Source organism: Citrobacter sp. Cpa228 (assembly GCF_030333085.1).
Lineage (GTDB): Bacteria > Pseudomonadota > Gammaproteobacteria > Enterobacterales > Enterobacteriaceae > Citrobacter > Citrobacter pasteurii.
Window position 1 is genome coordinate 470,848 of the sequence record NZ_JAOWGQ010000055.1, and the last position, 17,001, is coordinate 487,848.

The window sequence follows — 17,001 nt, forward strand, 5'->3', positions numbered from 1 at the left end:
GACATGGGTAGCATTAACCTACGTATTGACGATGAACTTAAAGCGCGTTCTTACGCCGCGCTTGAAAAAATGGGCGTAACTCCTTCTGAAGCGCTTCGTCTCATGCTCGAGTATATCGCTGACAATGAACGCTTGCCGTTCAAACAGACACTCCTGAGTGATGAAGATGCTGAACTTGTGGAGATAGTGAAAGAACGACTTCGTAATCCTAAGCCAGTACGTGTGACGCTGGATGAACTCTGATGGCGTATTTTCTGGATTTTGACGAGCGGGCACTAAAGGAATGGCGAAAGCTGGGCTCGACGGTACGTGAACAGTTGAAAAAGAAGCTGGTTGAAGTACTTGAGTCACCCCGGATTGAAGCAAACAAGCTCCGTGGTATGCCTGATTGTTACAAGATTAAGCTCCGGTCTTCAGGCTATCGCCTTGTATACCAGGTTATAGACGAGAAAGTTATCGTTTTCGTGATTTCTGTTGGGAAAAGAGAACGCTCGGAAGTATATAGCGAGGCGGTCAAACGCATTCTCTGAACCAAAGCATGACATCTCTGTTTCGCACCGAAGGTGACACTTCTGCTTTGCGTTGACAATTTCAAAAGATGTATTGCCACGCGTAACTAAAAAAGAGAATGTGGTAAGTCGTACTCTCTGTGCATCTTTTCTAACCTGTATATTCCCATGAATCGTAATTCTGTTCTTGTTGCAACGGCATGTTTGCCGCTGCTTATTTTGATGGTTGGTTGTGCACCCATGCATGACAATCGTCAATCGCTGTCACAGCAGACGCCCACTGTGAACGTTGATTCCGCGTTGCCTGCGGCATTAAAAAATGGTTGGCCGGATAGCCAATGGTGGAAGGCGTATCACGATCCACAGCTGAATGCGTTGATTGACAGCACCCTCAAGAATTCTCCAGACATGCAGGTAGCAGAACAGCGCATTCAACTGGCAGAAGCGCAGGCTAAAGCGGTTGAGGCGCAGGATGGTCCAGAAGTTGATTTTTCCGCAGACGTTGAACGTCAAAGAATGTCGGCAGAAGGTTTAATGGGACCGTTTGCCATTACCGATCCTGCGGCAGGCACGACCGGGCCGTGGTACACCAATGGAACCTTTGGTTTAACCGCAGGCTGGAACCTGGATCTGTGGGGTAAAAACCGGGCTGAAGTGGCGGCGCGTATTGGTGAGGTGAAAGCGCGTGAGGCTGAACGTGAGCAAACTCGCCAGTTACTGGCGAGCGGCGTATCGCGTCTGTACTGGGAGTGGCAGACGCAGGCGGCGCTTAAAACCGTTCTGACGCAGATTAAAACCGAGCAACAGAACGTCATCACCGTCGATCGTCAACTGTATCAAAACGGGATTACCTCTTCTGTCGAAGGTGTTGAAACGGATATTGACTCCAGTAGAACGGAGCAGCAGCTGAACGATGTCAGCGGCAAAATGAAGGTGATAGAGGCGCGGCTGAGCGCACTGACCAACTCGCAATCTTCCGTCATGAAGCTTAAAGCGACGACGCTACCAGCGGTAGAAAGCCAGCTACCGTCCCAGCTTGGTTATTCGCTGCTGGCCCGCCGCCCTGATTTACAGGCCGCACACTGGTACATCGAGTCATCGCTGAGCAGCATTGATGCGGCAAAAGCGGCATTCTATCCGGACGTTAACCTGATGGCGTTTTTACAGCAGGATGCGCTGCATCTGAGTGATTTATTCCGCCATTCCGCGCAGCAGATGGGGGTGACGGCTGGGCTGACACTGCCTATTTTTGATAGCGGCAGACTGAATGCGAATCTCGATATCACGAAAGCGCAGAGCAACCTGACGGTGGCAAATTACAACAAGACAGTGGTCGATGCGGTGAATGACGTTGCTCGTGCGGCATCACAGGTAGAAACGCTGGCGCAGAAGAACCAGCATCAGCAGCAAATTGAACATGACGCACAGCGCGTTGTGGGGCTTGCGCAGGCACGATATAGCGCCGGTATCATTGCGGGTTCCCGGGTTAGCGAGGCCAAAATTCCGGCGTTACGCGAACAGCTTAATGGTCTGGTTCTACAGGGACAGTGGCTGGATGCTTCTATACAGCTGACCAGCGCACTGGGCGGCGGTTACCGCGCCTCCTGATAGTCTGACCCGGCAGAAGTCTCTGTCGGGTCAATTTGCATGTTCTTTGCGTTTACTTCGCTGTTTCATCCACCAGCGGGCAGCCACCACAACGCCGATAACCAGAACCAACCACACCGCATGTTTAATATGCTGGTCGAGGCTATGCAACCATGGGGCAATCACTTCACCGCCCACATAGCCGAGCGTGGTAAACAGCAATGCCCAGACAAACGCCCCCAGGATATTCAGTGGGATGAAAATCTTCGGTGGCAGGTGGCTGGCCCCAATCAGCAACGGGCCAATGACGCGAAAACCGTACATAAAGCGCGTGCCGACCACAAACAGGTAGGGACGCCGTTGGATCATCTTCTGCGCGTAGTGGATTTTTGCCCGATGACGCGAGAAACGACGTAAGATTTTGCCGCCATAACGACGCCCAAGTAAAAAGAGTAATTGATCGCCAATCATCCCACCCAATGCGACGGAGAGCACCACCAGCGGAAATTTAAGAATTCCCTGGTGCGCAGCAACACCGCCTAGCAAGGTAATGGTTTCGCCTTCGGCAAGGCTGCCAATAATCAGCGCCGCATAGCCGTATTGCTCAACATAATGCGTTATATCCATACGTTGTATGACCTCCACGCTCCATAGCATACACCCAGTGAATTGTTCATGCCGGAAAAGCAGCAACTCAGCGTATCGGTATTTTTCATGTGTACATAAAATAATCAAAAGCTGAATTATACTTGAAGTGTTGAGGTCCGGAGCTGACAAGAAGGGGGCGGTATGAACCATGTCTGGGGGCTGTTTTCCCATCCCGATCGTGAAATGCACGTGATCAACAGCGAAAACGAAAGTGTTTCGCATCACTATACCCACCATGTACTGCTGATGGCGGCAATCCCGGTGATTTGTGCGTTTATTGGCACCACGCAAATTGGCTGGAATTTTGGCGACGGCAATATACTGAAGTTATCCCTGTTTACCGGATTTGCGATGGCAATTCTGTTTTACGGCGTGATGCTGGCAGGTGTGGCTATCATGGGCAGAGTTATCTGGTGGATGGCGCGTAATTACTCGCGACGCCCGTCGCTGGCACATTGTATGGTCTTTGCCGGATATGTTGCCACGCCGCTGTTTTTAAGCGGGCTGGTGGCGCTGTATCCGCTGGTCTGGCTGTGTGCGCTCGTGGGAACCATCGCGCTGTTTTACACCGGCTATTTACTCTATCTCGGTATTCCAACGTTCCTGAATATCACTAAAGAAGAAGGGCTGAGCTTTTCCAGTTCAACGCTGGCGATTGGCGTGCTGGTGCTGGAGGTTCTGCTGGCGATTACGGTGATCCTGTGGGGCTACGGGTACCGATTGTTCTAGGTGTACAACCTGTCTGTGCCGCGTTGTTGGCGTAAAAGCCAGCAACGCAGCATTTCGAGATGATTCTTCTGTAGCGGCAAACCTGCCGGATCGCTATGATGCCAGAGCTAGCCTGAGATAATCCTTATTTCAGGCGGTGTGCGTTGTGACGTGCGTGAACCATTATCAGAAACCTCATCATGCTGAAATTCCGAGTTTCATTATTAAGTCTTGCCCTGGTGCTGGCCGTTCCTTTTGCACCCCAAGCCGTAGCGAAAACGGCGACTACTGCAGCGGCATCTCAACCTGAGATTGCTTCTGGTAGTGCGATGATTGTTGATCTGAATACCAACAAAGTTATCTATTCGAACCACCCGGACCTCGTGCGTCCGATTGCGTCGATTACCAAATTAATGACGGCGATGGTGGTGCTTGATGCACGACTGCCGCTGGATGAAAAACTGAGAGTTGATATCAGCCAGACGCCGGAAATGAAAGGCATCTACTCTCGTGTGCGTCTGAACAGTGAGATCAGTCGTAAGAATATGCTGCTACTGGCGCTGATGTCCTCAGAAAACCGCGCAGCGGCAAGCCTGGCGCACCACTATCCGGGCGGTTATAACGCATTTATCAAAGCGATGAATGCGAAGGCGAAGTCGTTGGGAATGACCCAGACGCGCTTTGTGGAACCGACCGGGTTATCGATTCATAACGTCTCGACGGCGCGTGATTTAACTAAACTGCTGATTGCCAGCAAGCAGTATCCGCTGATTGGTCAGTTGAGTACGACGCGTGAAGACATGGCGACCTTTGCTAATCCGGCTTATACGTTGCCGTTCCGTAACACCAACCATCTGGTATACCGCGATAACTGGAACATTCAGCTCACCAAAACTGGGTTTACTAATGCCGCTGGTCACTGCCTGGTGATGCGTACGGTCATTAATAACAAGCCGGTAGCGCTGGTGGTCATGGATGCCTTTGGCAAATATACCCACTTTGCTGATGCCAGTCGTTTACGCACCTGGATCGAAACCGGCAAGGTGATGCCTGTTCCGGCCGCGGCGCTGAGCTATAAAAAGCAAAAAGCCGCACAGATGGCGGCGGCAGGTACAGCGACGGGCGAGCAAACGGCGCAAAACGATTAAACCGTAGGCCGGGCAAGCGAAGCGCCCCCGGCAACGTGCCCGATGGCGCTTACGCTTATCGGGCCTACGATTCTTTCCAGTACTTCTGCTTACTGGTTTTACCAATACCTGGATTCATACTGTTGGTCGGGTCGTTCTCGCGATAAAAACGCGTCAATGTTTCTGGTGCTTTATACAGATGCCCCACGTTATGTTCTGCAGGGTATTGTGCCCCGCGCTCACGCAGTAACACCAGCATTTGCTCTTTCAGTTCGTGAGCATCCACACCTTTCTTCACGATGTAATCCTGATGGAAGACATAGCACATAAAGTGGCCGTAATAGAGTTTGTGCACCAGCTTGCTGTCTATTTCCGGCGGCAGGTGCTCATACCATTCGGTATCGTTACGACGCAGCGCAATATCCAGCGCCAGAATATCTTCCACTTCATCCGCATGGACGGCCTGATATCGAATGGCCGCGCCCGCCGCTGCGAAGCGGTGCAAAAATGCCTTGCTACCTTCTTCCGGCGTACAGGCAAAGAAATCACCTTCGGCGGTTTTGAAAAACTCAGTCAGCCAGCTCTGTGCTTCTGCTACGCCGCCACCGGCCATTTTTAACAGCAGATGATGTTCGTATTTATCACGCCAGCTTTTCATCCGTGCCGGTAAATGGCTGGGGAATAAATGGCCGAACTTCTGCATTGCCCGGTCGGTAAAGTGCGGGCGGAAAATTTTCACTTTTTCCAGCATCGCATCGGTGCGGCCTTTCAGCGTAAAGAAAAACGGCATTTTGTCAGTGCCGAGTTTGTCGATCATCAGAAACGTATCTTTGCCATAGGTTTCGGCGATGTCATAGATATCGCGGTGCATATATTCACCCGCGACCGGCAGATGTTCAAATTTGGCCAGAATATGACGACGGATTTCCGTCAGCACTTCTGGCTGGTTGGTACCGATATAAAAGACCTGCTGGTTTTTCTCTGCTTCAAAGGTATCCAGGCGCACGGCGAACACTGCAAGCTTTCCGGCGCAACCAGAAGATTCAAACAGACGCTCAGGGTCTGCGTTATAGCGTGCCGGCGTATCGGCCTCAATATCTCTGACGCGGGTGATGTAATCATGATCGTGTGCATGACGCCCATCGTGCTGGACATCATCATCTTTGATCTGCTCGTCATCAAGTTTGCTCAGGATCTGCTCTGGTGTCTGACCCAGCTCGATACCCAGATGGTTGACCAACTGCAATTTACCTTGTTCGTCAATACGCGCAAACAGCGACATTTCTGTGTATGCCGGACCGCGTTGTACCAGCGAGCCGCCAGAGTTGTTGCAGATACCGCCGATCACGGAAGCACCGATACAGGAAGAGCCGATCACCGAATGCGGTTCACGGCCAAAAGGTTTGAGCGCCTTTTCCAGCGAATAAAGTGTCGTACCGGGATAAGCCAGCACCTGTTCACCGTTGCCGATGACGTGCAGCTTATCGAGGCGCAGGGTGCTGATGATGACGATGTCGCGATCGTAATCATTGCCGCTAGGCGTGGAGCCTTCGGTCAGACCGGTATTGGCGGCTTGCATCAGAATTATTTTGTCAGCCGAGACGCAGGCGTTGAGGACACGCCACAGTTCTAATAGCGAGCCAGGGAAAACGACGGCGAGCGCATCGCCCTGACCCGAGCGAAAGCCTTTACGATAACGGGCAGTTTTGGCCGCTTCGGTGAGCAGGTGTGAATGGCCGACCAGTCGGGTCAATTCAGTCAGAAACGCTTTATTATCAGTTGTTGTAATGGAAGACATTCTCCACTCCTTGTGGTGGGACTCAATATCAGGAACAAGCATAGCGCTATGTATGACAATACGCTTTCTCATTCGCATTGTCTCTGTGTTGTATCCCACTGATTCATGCTGGTTTTGAAAATTCAGAGAATATCCTTAGCTTTCTTCCCCACTCCCGTTTAGGCTTACGGCAAGCTGCGGTTTTTGTTATATTTTCGCTGCCTCGTCGGGTAGAAATTAAGAGAGAATCAACATGAAATGGCTATGTTCTGTAGGTGTCGCGGTGGGCCTGGCGTTGCAACCAGCGCTGGCGGACACCTTGTTTGGTAACCATCCACTGACGCCTGAAGCGCGGGATGTGTTTGTGACCGATTTACTCAAACAGATGACTGTGGATGAGAAAATTGGGCAACTACGCTTGATAAGCGTCGGGCCTGATAACCCGAAAGAAGCCATCCGCGAGATGATCAAAGACGGGCAGGTTGGGGCAATTTTTAACACCGTCACGCGCCAGGATATCCGTAAGATGCAGGATCAGGTCATGGAACTTAGCCGCCTGAAAATCCCTCTCTTTTTCGCCTATGACGTGCTGCATGGTCAACGCACCGTGTTTCCGATAAGCCTTGGCCTGGCATCCTCTTTTAACCTTGATGCGGTCAGAACCGTTGGTCGGATTTCTGCGTATGAAGCCGCAGACGATGGTCTGAACATGACCTGGGCGCCGATGGTCGATGTCTCCCGCGATCCGCGTTGGGGCCGTGCGTCCGAAGGTTTTGGTGAAGATACGTATTTAACTGCCATCATGGGCAAAACCATGGTGGAAGCGATGCAGGGGAAAAGCCCGGCCGACAGGTATTCAGTGATGACCAGCGTCAAGCACTTCGCTGCTTATGGCGCCGTTGAGGGCGGAAAAGAGTACAACACTGTGGATATGAGTCCGCAGCGTTTATTCAACGACTATATGCCGCCCTACAAGGCCGGACTGGATGCCGGTAGCGGTGCGGTGATGGTGGGGCTTAACTCACTGAATGGGACGCCAGCCACCTCTGACGCCTGGCTGCTCAAAGACGTGTTGCGCGATAAGTGGGGCTTTAAAGGCATAACGGTTTCCGATCACGGCGCAATTAAAGAATTGATTAAACATGGAACCGCGTCCGACCCCGAAGATGCTGTGCGCGTGGCGATCACGTCCGGTATTAACATGAGCATGAGCGATGAATACTACAGCAAGTATCTACCGGGACTGATTAAGTCGGGTAAGGTTACGATGGCGGAACTCGACGATGCCGCGCGCCACGTGCTGAACGTGAAATATGATATGGGGCTGTTTAACGACCCGTACAGTCATCTGGGGGCCAAAGAATCTGACCCACAGGACACCAACGCGGAAAGCCGTTTGCACCGCAAAGAGGCGCGTGAAGTGGCGCGAGAAAGCCTGGTGCTGCTGAAAAACCGTCTGGAAACATTGCCGCTGAAAAAATCCGCCACCGTGGCAGTCGTCGGTCCATTGGCCGACAGCAAGCGTGATGTGATGGGCAGTTGGTCCGCTGCCGGTGTTGCCGATCAGTCGGTAACGGTGCTGACGGGGATTAAAAATGCCCTCGGCGAGCAGGGTAAAGTGGTGTACGCCAAAGGGGCGAATATCACCAACGACAAAGGCATTGTCGATTTCCTCAACCTGTATGAAGAGGCGGTGAAGGTTGACCCGCGCTCGCCGCAGGCAATGATTGATGAAGCCGTTAATGCGGCGAAGCAGTCTGACGTGGTTGTTGCGGTAGTGGGTGAAGCGCAGGGGATGGCGCATGAAGCCTCTAGTCGAACCGATATCACTATCCCGCAAAGCCAGCGTGATCTGATTGCTGCGCTGAAAGCGACCGGTAAACCGCTGGTGCTGGTGCTGATGAACGGTCGTCCACTGGCATTGGTGAAAGAAGATCAGCAGGCTGATGCGATCCTCGAGACCTGGTTTGCCGGCACCGAAGGCGGTAACGCCATTGCCGATGTGCTGTTTGGCGATTATAACCCGTCAGGTAAGCTGCCGATGTCTTTCCCACGATCGGTGGGGCAGATCCCGGTCTATTACAGCCATCTTAATACTGGTCGCCCGTATAACGCCGATAAGCCGAACAAATATACGTCGCGCTACTTTGATGAAGCGAATGGCCCGTTGTATCCCTTTGGCTATGGTCTGAGCTACACCACGTTTACCGTGTCTGATGTGAAGCTCTCTGCACCGACAATGAAACGTGACGGAACAGTGACTGCCAGCGTGCAGGTAACCAACACCGGTAAGCGTGAAGGCGCGACAGTCATTCAGATGTATTTACAGGATGTGACGGCCTCAATGAGTCGTCCGGTAAAACAGCTGAAAGGTTTTGAGAAAGTGAACCTCAAGCCAGGTGAAACCCAGACCGTTAGCTTCCCCATTGATATTGACGCGCTGAAGTTCTGGAACCAGCATATGAAATACGATGCGGAGCCGGGCAAATTTAACGTCTTTATCGGCGTAGACTCCGCCAGAGTGAAGCAGGGCGAGTTTGAACTGCTGTAATGGCTGAATAAACCACGCACAGTGCCTGATAGCGCTACGCTTATCAGGCCTGCGAAATCCTATCATCCGGTAAATTCACGTTGGGTTTGCCGGATTTTTTTTATTTTGTTCTCGCCTTACCGCTAATAACTCTCAGTGTTACCCCCCAATAGCCAGGTTAAGACTGGATTTTTCAACTATGCTTTTTCCTCAAGTCTCTGAAAAGGGCAGCAAAAGGATGAGGAGAGCAGCATGATAATCTCAAAGGTATGGGTGGGTTCGCTGGCGCTGTTAGCGACGATAAGCTTGCCCTTACAGGCCGCGTCACCCGTCACGGTCGGTTCAAAAATAGATACCGAAGGGGCGCTGCTCGGCAATATTATTTTGCAGGTGCTTGAAAGCCACGGCGTGAAAACTGTCAATAAAGTACAACTGGGCACTACGCCCGTGGTGCGTGGGGCCATCACTTCCGGTGAGCTGGATATTTATCCGGAATATACCGGCAATGGCGCATTCTTTTTTAAAGATGAAAACGACCCCGCCTGGAAAAATGCGCAGGCAGGTTTCGAGAAAGTGAAAAAACTGGACGCTGAGCAAAATAAACTGATTTGGCTAACGCCTGCTCCCGCCAACAATACCTGGACTATTGCAGTACGTCAGGATATCGCTGAAAAAAACAAACTTGTCTCTCTTGCGGATTTAGGCCGCTACCTGAAAGAGGGGGGGACGTTCAAACTGGCGGCCTCTGCTGAGTTTATTGAACGTGCAGATGCGCTGCCCGCATTTGAAAAAGCGTATGACTTCAAGCTCAATCAGAACCAATTGTTGTCACTGGCAGGGGGCGATACTGCGGTGACAATTAAAGCTGCGGCGCAGCAGACTTCAGGGGTCAATGCGGCGATGGCCTACGGCACCGACGGCCCGGTTGCGGCGCTCGGTTTGCAAACATTGAGCGATCCAAAAGGCGTCCAGCCCATTTATGCGCCTGCGCCCGTCGTGCGTGAATCGGTGCTGAAGGACTACCCGCAAATGGGGGAATGGCTACAGCCGGTCTTTGCCAGTCTGGATGAAAAAACGCTGCAACAGCTGAATGCCAGCATTGCCGTGGAGGGACTGGATGCGAAAAAAGTTGCTGCAGATTACCTGAAGCAAAAAGGATGGGTGAAGTAACGGCCTTTGCAGCGGATGGGTGTTTTGTCGAAAATCTCAATCAATCGGGTGCTGTTGCTGCTGGTGTTTCTCACCTTCGCGGCGGCAGCGCTTCCTTTCATCAGTTATGCCCCTAATCGTCTGGTTTCCGGTGAAGGTCGTCAACTCTGGGAGGTCTGGCCCAACATGGCGTGGGGACTGGCGGCGACACTTTTACTGCTCGTGGTTTTATGCATCATACCCGGTAAATCCGGCAGTGTTTTGACGCTGGTTGTTGTCCAGTTACTGGTGATTGCGGCGTTGTTTATGGCCGGGAAAGCGGCAACGCACCTGGCTCAGACAGGAACTTCTGTCGCCAGAACCAGCCTGGGGAGCGGTTTCTGGCTTGGGTCAGGGGTGTTGTTGCTGGCTGGCAGTGACGCCATTCGACGTATTACCACTCAGCCACTGTGGCGCTGGGTACTGCATGCGCAAATTGTCACTGTACCAGTGGCGCTGCTGCTGTCCGGTACCCTTAACGATCTTTCTTTGCTCAAAGAATATGCTAACCGCCAGGATGTGTTTGATGATGCTCTGGCGCAGCACCTGACTATTCTGTTCGGTACTGTGGTGCCTGCGCTGTGTATTGGCGTGCCGCTGGGCATCTGGTGCACTTTTTCTGCTTCGCGTCAGGGGCCAATATTTGCTGTGCTGAATATCATCCAGACGATCCCCTCCGTCGCGTTGTTTGGTTTGTTGATTGCGCCGCTTGCTGGACTGGTTAAGCATTTCCCGTGGCTTAGCTCGCTCGGCGTAGCGGGAACGGGCCTGACGCCTGCGCTGATTGCGCTGGTGCTGTATGCCTTATTGCCATTGGTTCGTGGCGTGGTGGCCGGGCTGAATCAGGTTCCGCGCGATGTGCTGGAAAGTGCGCGGGCTATGGGGATGAGCCCATGTCAGCGTTTTCTTTCGGTGCAACTTCCGTTAGCGCTACCCGTTTTCCTGCGCAGTTTGCGGGTGGTGATGGTACAGACGGTGGGGATGGCGGTCATTGCCGCATTGATTGGGGCTGGCGGATTTGGCGCGCTGGTTTTTCAGGGACTGCTCAGTAGCGCCGTTGATTTAGTGCTACTGGGCGTGATTCCGGTGGTGGTACTGGCAGTGCTGATTGATGCGCTGTTTGATTTAGGCTTAGCACTGCTGAAGGTGACAAACGATGATTGAATTTAGCCATGTCAATAAAACCTATAACCAGCAACAGGCCGTGAGCGATCTCAATCTGCATTTAGGCGAAGGTAGTTTTTCGGTATTAATCGGGACCTCCGGTTCGGGGAAGTCCACCACGTTGAAAATGATCAACCGGCTGGTCGAGCATGATAGTGGGCAGATCCGTTTTGCCGGGGAAGAGATCCGTAGCCTGCCGGTGCTGGAATTAAGACGACGTATGGGCTATGCCATCCAGTCGATTGGCTTATTTCCACATTGGACTGTCGCGCAGAACATTGCCACCGTACCACAGCTGCAAAAGTGGTCACGTGCGCGTATTGATGACCGAACAGAAGAACTGATGGCGTTGCTGGGGCTGGAAGCGGATTTGCGTCACCGCTATCCGCATCAGCTTTCCGGCGGCCAACAGCAGCGGGTCGGTGTGGCACGCGCGCTGGCGGCTGACCCTCAGGTCCTGCTGATGGACGAACCTTTTGGCGCGCTGGACCCGGTAACACGCAGTGCGCTACAGCAGGAGATGACCCGTATCCACCGTCTGTTGGGTCGTACCATCGTGTTAGTGACGCATGATATCGATGAAGCGCTGAGACTGGCGGAGCACCTGGTGTTAATGGATGCGGGCAAGGTGGTGCAGCAGGGCACGCCGCTGTCGATGTTGACGGCACCAGTGAATGATTTCGTGCGGACCTTTTTTGGCCACAGTGAACTGGGTGTAAGACTGCTGTCACTGCGCACAGTGGGGGATTTTACCCGTCGTGGTGAACAGTTGGCCGGTGAGCCGTTAGTGGATGAGATGACGTTACGTGATGCGTTATCTGTTTTTGTCGCCCGTGGCTGTGATGTGTTGCCGGTGGTTAATGCCCAGGGCGTGGTCCGTGGTACGCTCCATTTTCACGATCTGCTTTCGGAGACACCGCACAGTGAAACATCTGTTTGATCCTCTGCTGTGGCTCATTGCGCTGTTCCTGGTGTTGCTGGTGGGATTGCCCCACAGCCAGGCACTGTTCAGCGCGTTGTTTCCCCAATTGCCGCGTCCTGTTTATCAGCAAGAGAGCTTTATGGCGCTGGCGCTGGCGCATTTCACTCTGGTGGGCATTTCAAGCCTGATTGCTGTCATTATTGGGGTTGGGGCAGGTGTAGCGGTAACCCGTTCATGGGGAGTAGAGTTCAGACCTTTGGTCGAAACGATTGCCGCGGTGGGGCAAACTTTTCCACCGGTTGCGGTGCTGGCGATCGCCGTACCGGTGATGGGGTTTGGCCCGGAGCCTGCGATTATCGCGCTGATCCTGTATGGGGTGTTACCGATCTTACAGGCAACGCTGGCAGGGCTGGGAGGGATCTCTGCCAGCGTGATAGATATCGCCAGCGGGATGGGCATGAGTCATGGGCAACGGCTACGCAAAGTCGAACTTCCGCTTGCGGCGCCGGTTATTCTGGCCGGGATTCGCACGTCAGTCATTATTAATATTGGCACCGCAACGATTGCCTCTACCGTTGGTGCGAATACGCTGGGAACACCGATTATTATCGGGTTAAGCGGGTTTAATACCGCCTATGTGATCCAGGGGGCGCTGCTGGTCGCATTGGCCGCAGTTATTGTCGATCGCGGGTTTGAGCGATTAGCGTACTACCTTACCCGGCACGTAAAATAAAGGTATAACCTGCCAGCATCACGCCGCCGATACCACCGATAGCCATCAGCAGGAAGAGGGTTATAACACCGATTTTAGCTGCGCTCATTTTGTACTCCTTATGTGAATTCAAGGATTGTACACGTTTGTTAATAAAATATTAAACACCGAGTGGATAAATATCATGACCCAACGCGCGCCATTCATCCAGTTGTTGGTGTTGTGCAGGGGTTTGGTTCTCTCCACACCAGACGAGCAGGGTGCGCCCTTCAAACAGCTCGGGCCGTAGCTGATTGAGCGAGTGGGCCAGTATATCAACACGCCATCCTTGCTGGCTGGCGACCCAGCCTTCCAGCCATAAGCGGGTGGTATCGTGGATATTCCAGCCGACTACCAGGGCATCTTTACCCTGTTTTTTACGCGCCGAAGCAAGACAAATCGCAATATAATTGATGAGTACACCGTCAAGGATCCCCAATAGCGCCTGGAGAATGGGCTGCTGACATTGCAGACGTCGGCGCAAGGGAATAAACAAATGTGTATTGAGCGTTTGTGCAGGGTAATCCTGACCACGCTCTTTGATCCACAACCTGAGGCTGTGCAAATTGTTACGTTGCAAATAGCTCAATAGCGTTTCTTGCTGCTCACGCCAGCCGTTATGCACATCAATGTTCTCATTGCTGAGTAACATTTTAACTTTACTGACCTGAACGCCATTATTTATCCAGCGTTTTATCTCACGGATCCTGTCAATGTCCGCATCGTTAAACAGGCGATGCCCCCCGTCTGTACGCTGAGGTTTTAGTAATCCGTAACGCCTCTGCCATGCACGTAAAGTGACAGGGTTGATATCACAAAGCAAAGCCACTTCACCTATCGTGTAAAGCGCCATCGTTGTCTCACTCTTGCTCGCGAGGTCCCAGTTTTACTTTAGACGCTCTTTTGCGAACCAGGTAGTTTTGTCTGTTTTTTGATCAGAGCAAGGGTGAGATTGTCGCCATACTCGCGCTTTCGAGTGATCGTTCTCACAAATTCCTGTTTTTTTGCAACAGTTCAAAGAAAGTTACGCGCAGCCCATGTATGTTACGCGCTTTTAAGAAATGTGTGGTTGGCGGGTATGTACGAGTTTAATCTGGTGTTGCTGCTGCTTCAGCAGATGTGCGTGTTTCTCGTTATCGCGTGGCTAATGAGCAAGACGCGTCTGTTTATCCCGCTGATGCAGGTCACTATCCGACTGCCGCACAAACTTCTGTGTTACGTCACCTTCTCCATCTTTTGCATTATGGGCACCTACTTTGGGCTGCATATTGAAGACTCCATTGCGAATACTCGCGCCATCGGCGCGGTGATGGGCGGTCTGCTTGGCGGTCCAGTTGTTGGGGGACTGGTTGGCCTGACCGGCGGTCTTCATCGCTATTCGATGGGGGGCATGACGGCGCTCAGTTGTATGATTTCGACCATCGTGGAAGGCCTGCTTGGGGGACTGGTACACAGTGTACTTACCCGACGTGGTCGTACTGATAAAGTGTTTAGTCCGCTGACGGCTGGCGCGATTACCTTTGTCGCCGAACTGGTGCAGATGCTGATCATTTTGCTGATTGCACGTCCCTTTGAGGATGCCTTGCACCTGGTCAGTAACATTGCCGCGCCGATGATGGTGACCAATACCGTTGGCGCTGCGTTGTTTATGCGTATTCTGCTCGACAAACGCGCGATGTTTGAAAAATACACCTCGGCGTTTTCTGCCACTGCGCTAAAAGTTGCCGCCTCTACGGAGGGGATTCTGCGACAGGGATTTAACGAGGTTAACAGCATGAAGGTCGCTCAGGTGCTGTATGAAGAGCTGGATATCGGTGCGGTGGCGATTACTGATCGCGAGAAGTTGCTGGCGTTTACCGGCATTGGTGATGACCACCATCTGCCAGGCAAGCCCATATCCTCTTCATACACCCAACGGGCGATTGAAACCGGAGAAGTCGTGTATGCCGACGGTAACGAAGTGCCTTATCGCTGTTCACTGCATCCGCAATGCAAATTAGGGTCGACGCTGGTGATCCCGTTGCGGGGTGAAAACCAGCGGGTGATGGGGACGATTAAACTGTATGAAGCCAAAAACCGTCTCTTTAGCTCAATTAACCGCACGCTGGGAGAAGGGATCGCCCAGTTGCTTTCCGCGCAAATCCTGGCCGGACAATATGAGCGACAAAAAGCGATGCTGACGCAGTCAGAAATCAAACTTCTGCACGCTCAGGTTAATCCCCATTTTCTGTTTAACGCGTTGAATACGATTAAAGCCGTGATCCGTCGTGACAGCGAGCAGGCCAGCCAACTGGTGCAATATCTCTCGACTTTCTTTCGTAAGAATTTAAAACGCCCGTCGGAAATTGTGACGCTGGCTGATGAAATCGAACACGTAAATGCCTATCTACAAATTGAAAAGGCACGATTCCAGTCCCGTCTGCAGGTGACGTTAACGGTCCCGGAAGCGCTTGCGCATCAGCAATTGCCTGCGTTTACTCTGCAACCGATAGTCGAGAATGCGATTAAGCATGGCACTTCCCAGCTACTTGATACCGGAGAAGTCTCCATCACTGCTCGCCAGGAAGGACAGTATCTGATGCTGGATATTGAAGATAATGCCGGACTGTATCAGCCCACGACTGAGTCCAGCGGGCTTGGAATGAGTCTGGTGGACAAACGCCTGCGGGAACGGTTTGGCGATGATTTTGGCATCAGCGTAGCCTGTGAGCCTGAGCTCTTTACCCGAATTACTTTACGACTTCCCCTGGAGGAACTGGCATGATCAAAGTGCTGATTGTCGATGATGAACCGCTAGCGCGGGAGAACCTGCGGATCCTGTTACAGGAGCAAAGCGACATCGAGATAGTCGGAGAGTGTTCGAATGCGGTAGAGGCCATTGGTGCAGTGCATAAGCTGCGCCCGGATGTGCTGTTCCTCGATATCCAGATGCCGCGTATCAGCGGGCTGGAAATGGTGGGTATGCTGGATCCCGAGCATCGCCCGTATATCGTTTTTCTCACCGCTTTTGACGAATATGCAGTGAAAGCCTTTGAAGAACATGCTTTTGATTATCTGCTTAAGCCGATTGAAGAAACGCGGCTGGAGAAAACGCTGATCCGTTTACGTCAGGAGCGAACAAAGCAGGATGTGTCGTTACTGCCGGAACATCAGCAGGCGCTTAAATTCATTCCATGTAGCGGTCATAGCCGAATCTATCTGCTGCAAATGGATGATGTGGCGTTTGTCAGCAGTCGTATGAGCGGCGTTTATGTGACCAGTAGCGATGGCAAAGAAGGATTCACCGAGCTGACGCTCAGAACGCTGGAGAGCCGTACTCCGCTGCTGCGTTGCCACCGACAATACCTGGTCAACATGGCCCATTTGCAGGAGATCCGTCTGGAAGATAACGGTCAGGCTGAGCTGATTTTACGTAACGGACTGACTGTCCCGGTGAGCCGTCGGTACCTCAAAAGTCTAAAAGAGGCGATTGGCCTGTAAAACTGGTACACTGCGCGCCATTGCATCACCGACAGTTGAAGGCTCTATGCTAAGTAACGATATTCTTCGTAGCCTGCGCTACACCCTGAAAGCGAATAATAACGATATGGTGCGCATTCTTGCGCTTGCTGAGATGGAATCCACCTCTGCAGGTTTCGACACCTGGATGACAAAAGAAGATGAGGACGGGTTTGTTCGCTGCCCGGATATCATCCTCTCCGGTTTCCTGAACGGTCTTATCTACCATCTGCGTGGCAAAGATGATTCTGCGCCGGAACTGGCGATTGAACGTCGTGTTAACAACAATACGGTGCTGAAAAAACTGCGTATCGCGTTTTCACTGAAAACCGATGATATTCTGGCCATCATGACCGAACAGAAATTTCGTGTATCGATGCCGGAAATCACCGCGATGATGCGTGCACCGGACCATAAGAACTATCGCGAATGTGGCGATCAATTCTTGCGCTATTTCTTGCGCGGTTTAACTGCGCGAGTACATAACGCGAAGTCGTGATGGTTGCCCAGCGGCGCTGTGCTTGCAAAGTCTACGGGATTTGAAGACCGGGTAAGGCGAAACCGCCAGCCGGAGTAAAAGCAAAAGAAAAGC

Annotated in this window: 17 protein-coding genes; 13 read left to right on the forward strand and 4 right to left on the reverse strand. The window is 52.3% G+C overall.

Annotation, left to right across the window (positions count from 1 at the left end; all coding sequences use genetic code 11):
• Nucleotides 1-3 precede the first annotated feature (3 nt).
• The 3 genes from relB (at nt 4) to mdtQ (ending at nt 2,117) form a co-directional block, all read left to right on the forward strand.
• A complete protein-coding gene (gene relB, locus OGX91_RS20745; RefSeq protein ID WP_000534858.1) occupies nt 4-243 on the forward strand; it encodes a type II toxin-antitoxin system antitoxin RelB in 240 nt (79 codons plus the stop codon).
• Nucleotides 243-530, forward strand: a complete 288-nt coding sequence (gene relE, locus OGX91_RS20750; RefSeq protein ID WP_191226007.1) for a type II toxin-antitoxin system mRNA interferase RelE — start codon at nt 243-245, stop codon at nt 528-530. Before relB ends, relE begins: the two co-directional genes overlap by 1 nt.
• 147 nt (nt 531-677) lie before the next feature.
• Complete coding sequence (gene mdtQ / locus OGX91_RS20755) at nt 678-2,117, forward strand: multidrug resistance outer membrane protein MdtQ (protein ID WP_005129191.1); 1,440 nt, start codon at nt 678-680, stop codon at nt 2,115-2,117.
• 30 nt (nt 2,118-2,147) lie between these two features.
• Here the strand turns inward: mdtQ and OGX91_RS20760 are convergent, their stop codons facing one another.
• Nucleotides 2,148-2,723 (reverse strand): DedA family protein, encoded by a 576-nt coding sequence (locus OGX91_RS20760; RefSeq protein ID WP_005129190.1) that lies wholly within the window; start codon nt 2,721-2,723, stop codon nt 2,148-2,150.
• A 162-nt stretch (nt 2,724-2,885) separates the two neighbouring features.
• On the opposite strand from OGX91_RS20760, the gene OGX91_RS20765 reads away from it, so the two are divergent.
• Both OGX91_RS20765 and pbpG read left to right on the forward strand, forming a co-directional pair.
• Complete coding sequence (locus tag OGX91_RS20765) at nt 2,886-3,473, forward strand: Yip1 family protein (protein WP_005129189.1); 588 nt, start codon at nt 2,886-2,888, stop codon at nt 3,471-3,473.
• A 179-nt stretch (nt 3,474-3,652) separates the two neighbouring features.
• A complete protein-coding gene (gene pbpG, locus OGX91_RS20770) occupies nt 3,653-4,600 on the forward strand; it encodes a D-alanyl-D-alanine endopeptidase (RefSeq protein WP_005129188.1) in 948 nt (315 codons plus the stop codon).
• Nucleotides 4,601-4,664: 64 nt separating this feature from the next.
• Here the strand turns inward: pbpG and dld are convergent, their stop codons facing one another.
• Nucleotides 4,665-6,377: a D-lactate dehydrogenase gene (gene dld, locus OGX91_RS20775; protein ID WP_005129187.1), complete on the reverse strand. Its 1,713-nt coding sequence runs from the start codon at nt 6,375-6,377 to the stop codon at nt 4,665-4,667.
• A 232-nt stretch (nt 6,378-6,609) separates the two neighbouring features.
• Between dld and bglX the strand changes: the two genes are divergently transcribed.
• The 5 genes from bglX to OGX91_RS20800 all read left to right on the forward strand — a co-directional run bounded on the left by bglX (nt 6,610) and on the right by OGX91_RS20800 (nt 12,893).
• Nucleotides 6,610-8,907, forward strand: a complete 2,298-nt coding sequence (bglX, locus tag OGX91_RS20780) for a beta-glucosidase BglX (protein ID WP_005129186.1) — start codon at nt 6,610-6,612, stop codon at nt 8,905-8,907.
• 231 nt (nt 8,908-9,138) lie between these two features.
• On the forward strand, nt 9,139-10,056 hold the full coding sequence (osmF, locus tag OGX91_RS20785) for a glycine betaine ABC transporter substrate-binding protein OsmF (RefSeq protein WP_142879381.1): 918 nt from the start codon (nt 9,139-9,141) through the stop codon (nt 10,054-10,056).
• 15 nt (nt 10,057-10,071) lie between these two features.
• The gene (locus OGX91_RS20790) at nt 10,072-11,238 is read left to right on the forward strand and encodes an ABC transporter permease (protein ID WP_040230632.1); all 1,167 of its coding nucleotides are present in this window, start codon (nt 10,072-10,074) and stop codon (nt 11,236-11,238) included.
• The gene (locus tag OGX91_RS20795; RefSeq protein ID WP_286627246.1) at nt 11,231-12,178 is read left to right on the forward strand and encodes an ABC transporter ATP-binding protein; all 948 of its coding nucleotides are present in this window, start codon (nt 11,231-11,233) and stop codon (nt 12,176-12,178) included. The genes OGX91_RS20790 and OGX91_RS20795 overlap by 8 nt, the downstream gene beginning before the upstream one ends.
• Nucleotides 12,162-12,893 carry an ABC transporter permease gene (locus OGX91_RS20800; protein WP_286627247.1) on the forward strand — a complete coding sequence of 244 codons (732 nt, stop codon included), beginning with the start codon at nt 12,162-12,164 and terminating at the stop codon, nt 12,891-12,893. Before OGX91_RS20795 ends, OGX91_RS20800 begins: the two co-directional genes overlap by 17 nt.
• Here OGX91_RS20800 and OGX91_RS20805 read toward each other — a convergent pair.
• Nucleotides 12,874-12,981, reverse strand: coding sequence for a protein YohO (locus OGX91_RS20805; protein ID WP_003027354.1), 108 nt, complete (start codon nt 12,979-12,981; stop codon nt 12,874-12,876). The genes OGX91_RS20800 and OGX91_RS20805 overlap by 20 nt on opposite strands.
• Nucleotides 12,982-13,032: 51 nt before the next feature.
• Nucleotides 13,033-13,764 (reverse strand): HTH-type transcriptional regulator MlrA, encoded by a 732-nt coding sequence (gene mlrA, locus OGX91_RS20810; RefSeq protein WP_286627248.1) that lies wholly within the window; start codon nt 13,762-13,764, stop codon nt 13,033-13,035.
• 225 nt (nt 13,765-13,989) lie between these two features.
• Here mlrA and OGX91_RS20815 point away from each other — a divergent pair, with 225 nt between their 5' ends.
• Genes OGX91_RS20815 through OGX91_RS20825 form a run of 3 tightly spaced genes read left to right on the forward strand, consistent with a single transcriptional unit; the run spans nt 13,990 to nt 16,908 of the window.
• A complete protein-coding gene (locus tag OGX91_RS20815; RefSeq protein WP_005129175.1) occupies nt 13,990-15,675 on the forward strand; it encodes a sensor histidine kinase in 1,686 nt (561 codons plus the stop codon).
• The gene (gene btsR / locus OGX91_RS20820; protein WP_005129174.1) at nt 15,672-16,391 is read left to right on the forward strand and encodes a two-component system response regulator BtsR; all 720 of its coding nucleotides are present in this window, start codon (nt 15,672-15,674) and stop codon (nt 16,389-16,391) included. The genes OGX91_RS20815 and btsR overlap by 4 nt, the downstream gene beginning before the upstream one ends.
• Before the next feature lie 46 nt (nt 16,392-16,437).
• Nucleotides 16,438-16,908: a YehS family protein gene (locus OGX91_RS20825; RefSeq protein ID WP_005129173.1), complete on the forward strand. Its 471-nt coding sequence runs from the start codon at nt 16,438-16,440 to the stop codon at nt 16,906-16,908.
• The last annotated feature ends 93 nt before the right edge of the window (nt 16,909-17,001 follow it).